The following is a 6,869-nucleotide window of genomic DNA, read 5'->3' as shown; positions in this document are numbered from 1 at the left end:
TTCAAAGACAGTCCAAGCCACCTAACGGTGGCTCGGAACACTACAAAAGTGACATTTTCTCGGACGAGTTAAGGTGACATTTTCTCAGACGTTTGACAGCCGACTTTTATAATCGAAACTTGGGAGTAGATGTCCATGCCATTTTTCATGGCATAGACAGTTGCTGAAACATACTTTGAAGAACCTTGAAGAATCACAACGAATCATTTTTTTGCGGAAGCGAGTATTCAGGATAGATTTTGTAAATTCAATTTATTAAATTCACTGCTGAACAATTTGTTCAATATACAGATTTCTATCCGTGGCCAGATTGATGATTTTACCGTTGACGTCGACCCAAGGCCGCGTAGGATGCGCCCGGTCGGTAAAAACAATTTTGCCGATCAAATTATTGCTCAGCCTCACCAATGTTCCCGAATGAAACTGGGTTATTTTATTGATGAACGTCTGCACCAAGGATGGATCCAATTTACCGAACGATTCGTTAAAAATTTGTTCAAGGACCAAATAAGGAGAGGAGGCCTGCTTATAAAATCTGCGATTGGTCATCGCATGAAATACATCGGCAATCGCCACAATCTTGGCATAAAAATGAACCTTGTCCCCTTTGACTCCAAGCGGATAACCGGATCCGTCTTCTTTTTCATGATGCTGCAATGCCGCCAGCTTAACGCCCTCATTAATACCAGCCACATTTTTTAAGACGTTGTACCCTAATATCGTGTGTTTTTTAATTTCTTCAAATTCCTGCGGAGTCAGTTTGGACGGCTTATTAAGAATATTCGGATCGATCTTGATGTTCCCTATGTCGTGCAGCAGCCCGGCCAATGCAGCCTGTATCCAGTCCTTCTGGGAAATCCCATGCCATCTGCTCAGGTTATATGAAGTGAGAGCGACCATAATGCTGTTATGGTAAATGTAATCCGTAATAACAAATTTCGGAGGTGTGAAAATCAAAATATTATATTCATTAATATGATTTAACAGCGATTGCATTTTCGAACGGATTTCCAGAATAGGTAAGCTTCCGCCGTTAGCCATGTTGAACGACTTCTTCAAGAGCTGCAGCATGGATTCATACTCTTTTTCAAATCCGGCCGTTTCCGGCTTTACCTCATGTTTTTCGGTATTCTCCGGGACCTGCGATTCTTCCTGCAGTTGTTTGGATTCGATGGAAACGGATTGAATAAAGAATGCTTTCAATATTTCAATTTCCCTGGGAGTAATCGTTTTTCCCTTTTGAAACAAGACATTGCCCTTTTGGGTGAAAACATCCGAAATGATTCTATCCCCCAGCTTTAATTTGGATACCTGAACAGTTGCCATCGTTTCCCCACCTTGATTTCTTCCATTTGCTATATTGTAAAACAAAAAAGATTGGGGATAAACCCAATCTTTTCAACCAGTCGTAAAAATTTATTAATCTTGCTTGTTTTCCGACTGGTTCTCATCTTCGATTTTTTCATTATCCTCATTCTTTTCTACTCGCGCTACCGTCGAGACGCTATCGTCTTCCCGGATATTGATCAATTTGACGCCTTGCGTATATCTTCCCATTGTGGATATCCCCGTGATGCTGGTGCGGATGAGTGTGCCGGATGCGGTAATAATCATGAGATCTTCTTCATCATTCACCATTTTCAATCCAACCACAGGTCCGTTTTTGGAAGTTACGTTCAGTGTCTTGATTCCTTTGCCTCCGCGCGATTGCGTGCGGTATTCCGAAACCGGAGTCCGCTTGCCGTAACCCTTGGAAGTAACAATCAGCACATCATTGTCCTCTTCAACCACATCCATGTCGATAACTGTATCATCTTCGGAAATTCGGATACCGATCACACCCGTAGCGCCCCGGCCCATTGACCGGACTTCCTGCTCAGGAAAACGTATTGACATTCCCTGGCTTGTGCCCATGATGATATCCCGGTTTCCGTCGGTCAATTTGACGCCGATCAATTCATCGTCTTCCCGGAGCGTGATGGCGATTAGACCGCCCTTGCGAATGTTGCTGTAGTCATCCAGCGGAGTTTTTTTGACAATTCCTTGTTTTGTGGAGAAGAACAAGAAATGGCTGGATTCAAAATCCTTAACCGGAATGACCGCATTGATTTTTTCACCCTGTTCAATTTGAATCAGGTTGATAATCGGAGTGCCCCTGGCGGTCCGGCTTAAATCCGGAATCTCATAAGCCTTCAATCTGTACACTTTTCCTTTATTCGTAAAGAACATCAAATAGTGATGCGAATTGGTGATGAACAGATGCTCGACAAAATCATTCTCTTTGGTTTCCATTCCCACAACGCCGCGACCGCCCCGTTTCTGGCTACGGTATGTTGTAACCGGCAATCGCTTGACGTAACCGGTATGGGTGATGGTAATAACGACATCTTCTTGAGGAATCAGATCTTCATCCAGAATGTTATCCTCTCCAAAGGTGATCTCGGAGCGGCGTTCATCCCCGTATTTGTTTTTGATTTCGGTCAATTCCTCACTAATGATGTTCAAAACGAGCTGCTCATCGGCAAGTATAGCCCGATATTCCGCAATTTTTTTCATCAATTCCGCATATTCGCTCTCAATTTTCTCGCGCTCCAAACCGGTTAAACGCTGCAAACGCATGTCCAGAATCGCTTGAGCTTGCTCCACGCTGAGCCCGAATCTGCTCATCAAGCTTTCTCTTGCTTCTTCAGTCGTTCTGGATGAGCGAATCAACTGAATGACTTCATCCAGATGATCCAATGCGATCCGCAGTCCCTCCAGAATATGCGCGCGGGCTTCCGCTTTTTTGAGGTCATATTCCGTGCGGCGGCGGATAATTTCGATCTGATGCTTCACATAATAATGCAGAGTTTCCTTCAGGTTCAGAATTCTCGGTTCATTATCAACCAAAGCCAGCATATTCATTCCGAAATTGGACTGCATCGGAGTGTGCTTGAACAGATTATTCAAAACGACATTGGGGTTGACATCCCGACGGAGCTCGATGACAATCCGCATTCCGGTCCGATCCGATTCATCCCGCAAGTCGGTAATCCCGTCAATAATTTTATCCCGCACCAACTCGGCGATTTTTTCCACCAGCTTGGCCTTGTTGACTTGATAGGGCAGCTCGTAAACAATGATTTTCGCTTTGCTGCCTGATTCTTCAATCAAGGTTTTGGCCCTCATTGTGATTGAGCCTCGCCCGGTTGAATATGCCTGCTTAATCCCGTGAGCCCCCATGATATATGCGCCGGTCGGGAAATCGGGACCCTTGATGTACTGCATCAATTCAAGCGCTGTGAGTTCCGGGTTCCGAATAAGCGCCAACACACCTTCAATGACCTCGGACAAATTATGCGGCGGGATATTCGTCGCCATTCCAACGGCAATCCCCGACACCCCATTGACCAACAAATTGGGAAAGCGAGCCGGAAGCACGGAAGGCTCCTGCTCCTCGCCATCATAATTGGGCACGAAATCGACGGTTTCTTTATTAATGTCGCGAAGCAGCTCCATGGCGATCTTCGACAATCGCGCCTCAGTGTAACGCATTGCTGCGGCTGCATCTCCATCAATGGAACCGAAATTGCCATGTCCGTCAATCAGCGGGTACCTGAGATTGAAATCCTGCGCCATTCGAACCATGGTGTCATATACAGCCGAATCTCCGTGTGGATGATACTTACCGATAACTTCACCGACGATTCTGGCGGATTTTTTGAACGGCTTGTCCGGAGACATTCCCAATTCAGACATTGCGTAAAGAATTCTCCGGTGAACAGGTTTAAGCCCGTCACGAACATCCGGCAAAGCTCTGCTGACAATGACACTCATGGCATAATCGAGAAAAGAGCTTCGCATTTCTGCGCCGATATCTCTGTCTTTTAAGGAAGAACGTATTTCTTCGGCCATGCTATACCTCCTCATTTTTGGCCGTTTATGCAAAAACTTCCTGCAAATCCGACTGGCATACCTGTTTAAATTATATTACTTTATAGACTTTTGTACAAATATGAATAACACAAAGGATTATCCCTCTCGTTGAAGACTTGGGATAATCCTTGAATGTATGGTGAAAGATATTTAGTTTTTTTGACCATACAGCAATTTTCCAAAGGTTCATTATCCTGCAGCAATTTTTCTATGTTTATGGCGACTGGAATCAAAACGGTACTCTGACCGATGAGTTCCTCCCCTTTTTGTTCGAGTTCAAAACCAAAGGAAATTCGAAGCATACGATAAAATTTTTTTTCAATCAGAGCCAAATAATATTTAGGTTTATATTTCATTGCGTGGTCTTTAAGAATATGCTAAAAATGATAAAAGTATCATTGGCGCTGATATTTTTCATGCATACAAAGCTTATCAATCTCCCACACCAGTTGCTGATTTAACCGGATTTCATCAAGCTTGGAGAATTCGCAACGATGGGGGCCCTCCACCGTACTGTAAGGATTGAACGGGTCATAGGGAATGAATTCAACCGTTCCGTTTTGTTGACGCGGGGTTGCAACGATTTCAAACATTTTCACAACTCTCAATGGATTAAAGTAATTTCCCTTCAGCTGTCAAACCCCCCTTGATTGCAATTGTTGTGTTCGTCATCCCTCTTATCGTGATGAGGGTAAGTTATGTATTTCATTGTCATGTTGATTTCCAATACTTCCAACAACGGCGTTTGCCATTCTTTTTTCATCTGATCACCACCTTTCGGCAAACCCAGCCAAACTCCTGTTAAAACAAAACTATATGATAAAATTCTTAATAAAGAACAAATTTTATTAATATAATAGAAAATGAGAATTTTGTTCTATATTAAGAACTATTACTTTCATGATATCATCTCTTTTCATCGATTGTCAATTTTTATGTGAAAAAGCCTGCTGAGATGTCTCAACAGGCTTATATTTAAAACTCTGCCATTTTGGGATTCAGATATCAAGATTCGTGACATATTTGGCATGCTCTTGAATGAATTCCCGACGGGGCTCAACGTTATCCCCCATCAGAATATCAAAGATCATGTCGGCGTCCATTGCATCCTGTATGCTTACTTGGAGCAATGTACGGCTTTCCGGATCCATCGTGGTTTCCCACAACTGCTCCGGATTCATTTCACCCAAACCTTTATACCGCTGGACATTCGGCTTCGTGCCTTCACCGAATTCCTGAAGCACGGCATCGCGCTCCTTTTCGTTATATGCATAGCGTATGACCTTATTACGTTCGATTTTATAGAGCGGAGGCTGGGCGATATAAATATATCCGGATTCGATAATTTTGCGCATATACCTGTAAAAGAATGTCAACAGCAGGGTTCGGATATGGGCGCCGTCGACGTCGGCATCGGTCATAATAATGATCTTGTGATAACGCGCCTTTGCGATATCAAATTCATCACCGATTCCTGTTCCCAAAGCCGTGATAATCGCACGGATCTCGGAATTGGATAAAATACGGTCCAATCTGGCTTTCTCCACATTCAGGATTTTACCGCGCAGCGGAAGAATAGCCTGATAATGACGGTCCCGACCTTGTTTGGCCGAACCGCCGGCTGAATCCCCTTCAACAATGTATAATTCGCTGATGGAAGCATCCTTTGAAGAACAATCGGCCAATTTCCCGGGAAGCGAGCTGACCTCCAGCGCGTTTTTTCTTCTGGTCAGTTCCCTTGCTTTGCGTGCTGCTTCCCTTGCTCTTGCTGCTTGCAGCGCTTTCTCCATGATTTTCCTGGCAATTGCCGGATTTTCACCGAGAAACTCGGTAAATTTATCGGCAAACATCGATTCGACAATCCCTCTGACTTCACTATTGCCCAATTTCGTCTTGGTTTGTCCTTCGAATTGAGGCTCTGGGATCTTAACTGAAATAATCGCTGTCAGGCCTTCCCTGACATCATCCCCGGATAAATTGGAATCGTTGTCCTTGATCAGATTCATTTTTCTTGCATATTCGTTAATGATCCGGGTTAATGCGCTTTTAAAACCGGACTCGTGTGTACCGCCCTCATGCGTATGAATGTTGTTTGCATATGAATAAAGGTTTTCATTGTAGCCTTCGTTGTATTGCAGCGCGATTTCCGCATGAATATTTTCTTTTTTGCCTTCGATATAGATTGGTTCTTCATTCAACGGCTCACGGTTGCGATTCAAATATTTGACGAAGGAGATTATTCCTCCGTCATATTTGAATGTATTCGAAACATCCGTGCGTTCATCCAGCAGCACAATCTCGATTCCGCCGTTTAAAAACGCCAATTCCCTGATTCTCGATTGGAGTACATCAAAGTCATATACCGTTGTTTCCGTAAAGATCTCCTCATCCGGTTTGAACGTAATGGAAGTTCCCGTTTCATTCGTTTTCCCGACTTCCTTGAGATCATACTGCGGGACGCCGCGGCGGTATTCCTGTTGATATACCTTGCCCTCCCTTTTGACCTGGACGATCAATAATTCGGACAATGCGTTGACAACGGAAACACCGACGCCGTGCAGCCCTCCGGATACCTTATATCCTTCACCGCCGAATTTTCCTCCGGCATGAAGTACGGTCATGACCACTTCTACGGTCGATTTTTTCATTTTTGGATGCTCGCCTACCGGAATTCCCCGCCCGTTATCGATGACCGTGATCGTGTTATCTTTATGGACAATAACTTCAATTTTGGTACAAAATCCCGCCAGCGCTTCATCGATACTATTGTCGACCACTTCCCATACAAGATGGTGCAGTCCTCTGCTGCTGGTGGAACCGATATACATGCCCGGACGCTTTCTTACCGCCTCCAGACCTTCCAAAACCTGAATCTGTGTTTCATCGTAAGCATGCTGATTCAACGACATATACTTTCACCTACCTTGAAAATTCGCTTCCGCTGATTGATTCAT

The 6,869-nt window shown here is 44.2% G+C and carries 5 protein-coding genes; all 5 read right to left on the bottom strand.

The genetic code is table 11. The annotated features are described in order from the left end of the window. Positions 1-261: 261 nt before the first annotated feature. A complete protein-coding gene (locus tag VF724_RS16685; protein WP_371755374.1) occupies positions 262-1,326 on the bottom strand; it encodes an HD-GYP domain-containing protein in 1,065 nt (354 codons plus the stop codon). Between the two features lie 93 nt (positions 1,327-1,419). Beyond that, the gene (gene gyrA / locus VF724_RS16680; protein ID WP_371755373.1) at positions 1,420-3,894 is read right to left on the bottom strand and encodes a DNA gyrase subunit A; all 2,475 of its coding nucleotides are present in this window, start codon (positions 3,892-3,894) and stop codon (positions 1,420-1,422) included. Positions 3,895-4,310: 416 nt separating this feature from the next. After that, positions 4,311-4,508, bottom strand: a complete 198-nt coding sequence (locus VF724_RS16675) for a hypothetical protein (RefSeq protein ID WP_371755372.1) — start codon at positions 4,506-4,508, stop codon at positions 4,311-4,313. 35 nt (positions 4,509-4,543) lie between these two features. Then, a complete protein-coding gene (locus VF724_RS16670) occupies positions 4,544-4,678 on the bottom strand; it encodes a paeninodin family lasso peptide (RefSeq protein WP_371755371.1) in 135 nt (44 codons plus the stop codon). A 235-nt stretch (positions 4,679-4,913) separates the two neighbouring features. Then, positions 4,914-6,824 (bottom strand): DNA topoisomerase (ATP-hydrolyzing) subunit B, encoded by a 1,911-nt coding sequence (gene gyrB / locus VF724_RS16665; protein WP_371755370.1) that lies wholly within the window; start codon positions 6,822-6,824, stop codon positions 4,914-4,916. Between the last annotated feature and the right edge of the window lie 45 nt (positions 6,825-6,869).

Source organism: Ferviditalea candida (assembly GCF_035282765.1).
Lineage (GTDB): Bacteria > Bacillota > Bacilli > Paenibacillales > KCTC-25726 > Ferviditalea > Ferviditalea candida.
The sequence above is the reverse complement of the archived record's forward strand: the minus strand, read 5'-3'. Positions and strand labels throughout refer to the sequence as shown.

Coding starts and splice junctions, on each gene's coding strand:
- VF724_RS16675 (WP_371755372.1), bottom strand. CDS start 4,508: ATGTTTGAAATCGTTGCAACCCCGCGTCAACAAAACGGAACGGTTGAA.
- VF724_RS16685 (WP_371755374.1), bottom strand. CDS start 1,326: ATGGCAACTGTTCAGGTATCCAAATTAAAGCTGGGGGATAGAATCATT.
- VF724_RS16670 (WP_371755371.1), bottom strand. CDS start 4,678: ATGAAAAAAGAATGGCAAACGCCGTTGTTGGAAGTATTGGAAATCAAC.
- gyrA (WP_371755373.1), bottom strand. CDS start 3,894: ATGGCCGAAGAAATACGTTCTTCCTTAAAAGACAGAGATATCGGCGCA.
- gyrB (WP_371755370.1), bottom strand. CDS start 6,824: ATGTCGTTGAATCAGCATGCTTACGATGAAACACAGATTCAGGTTTTG.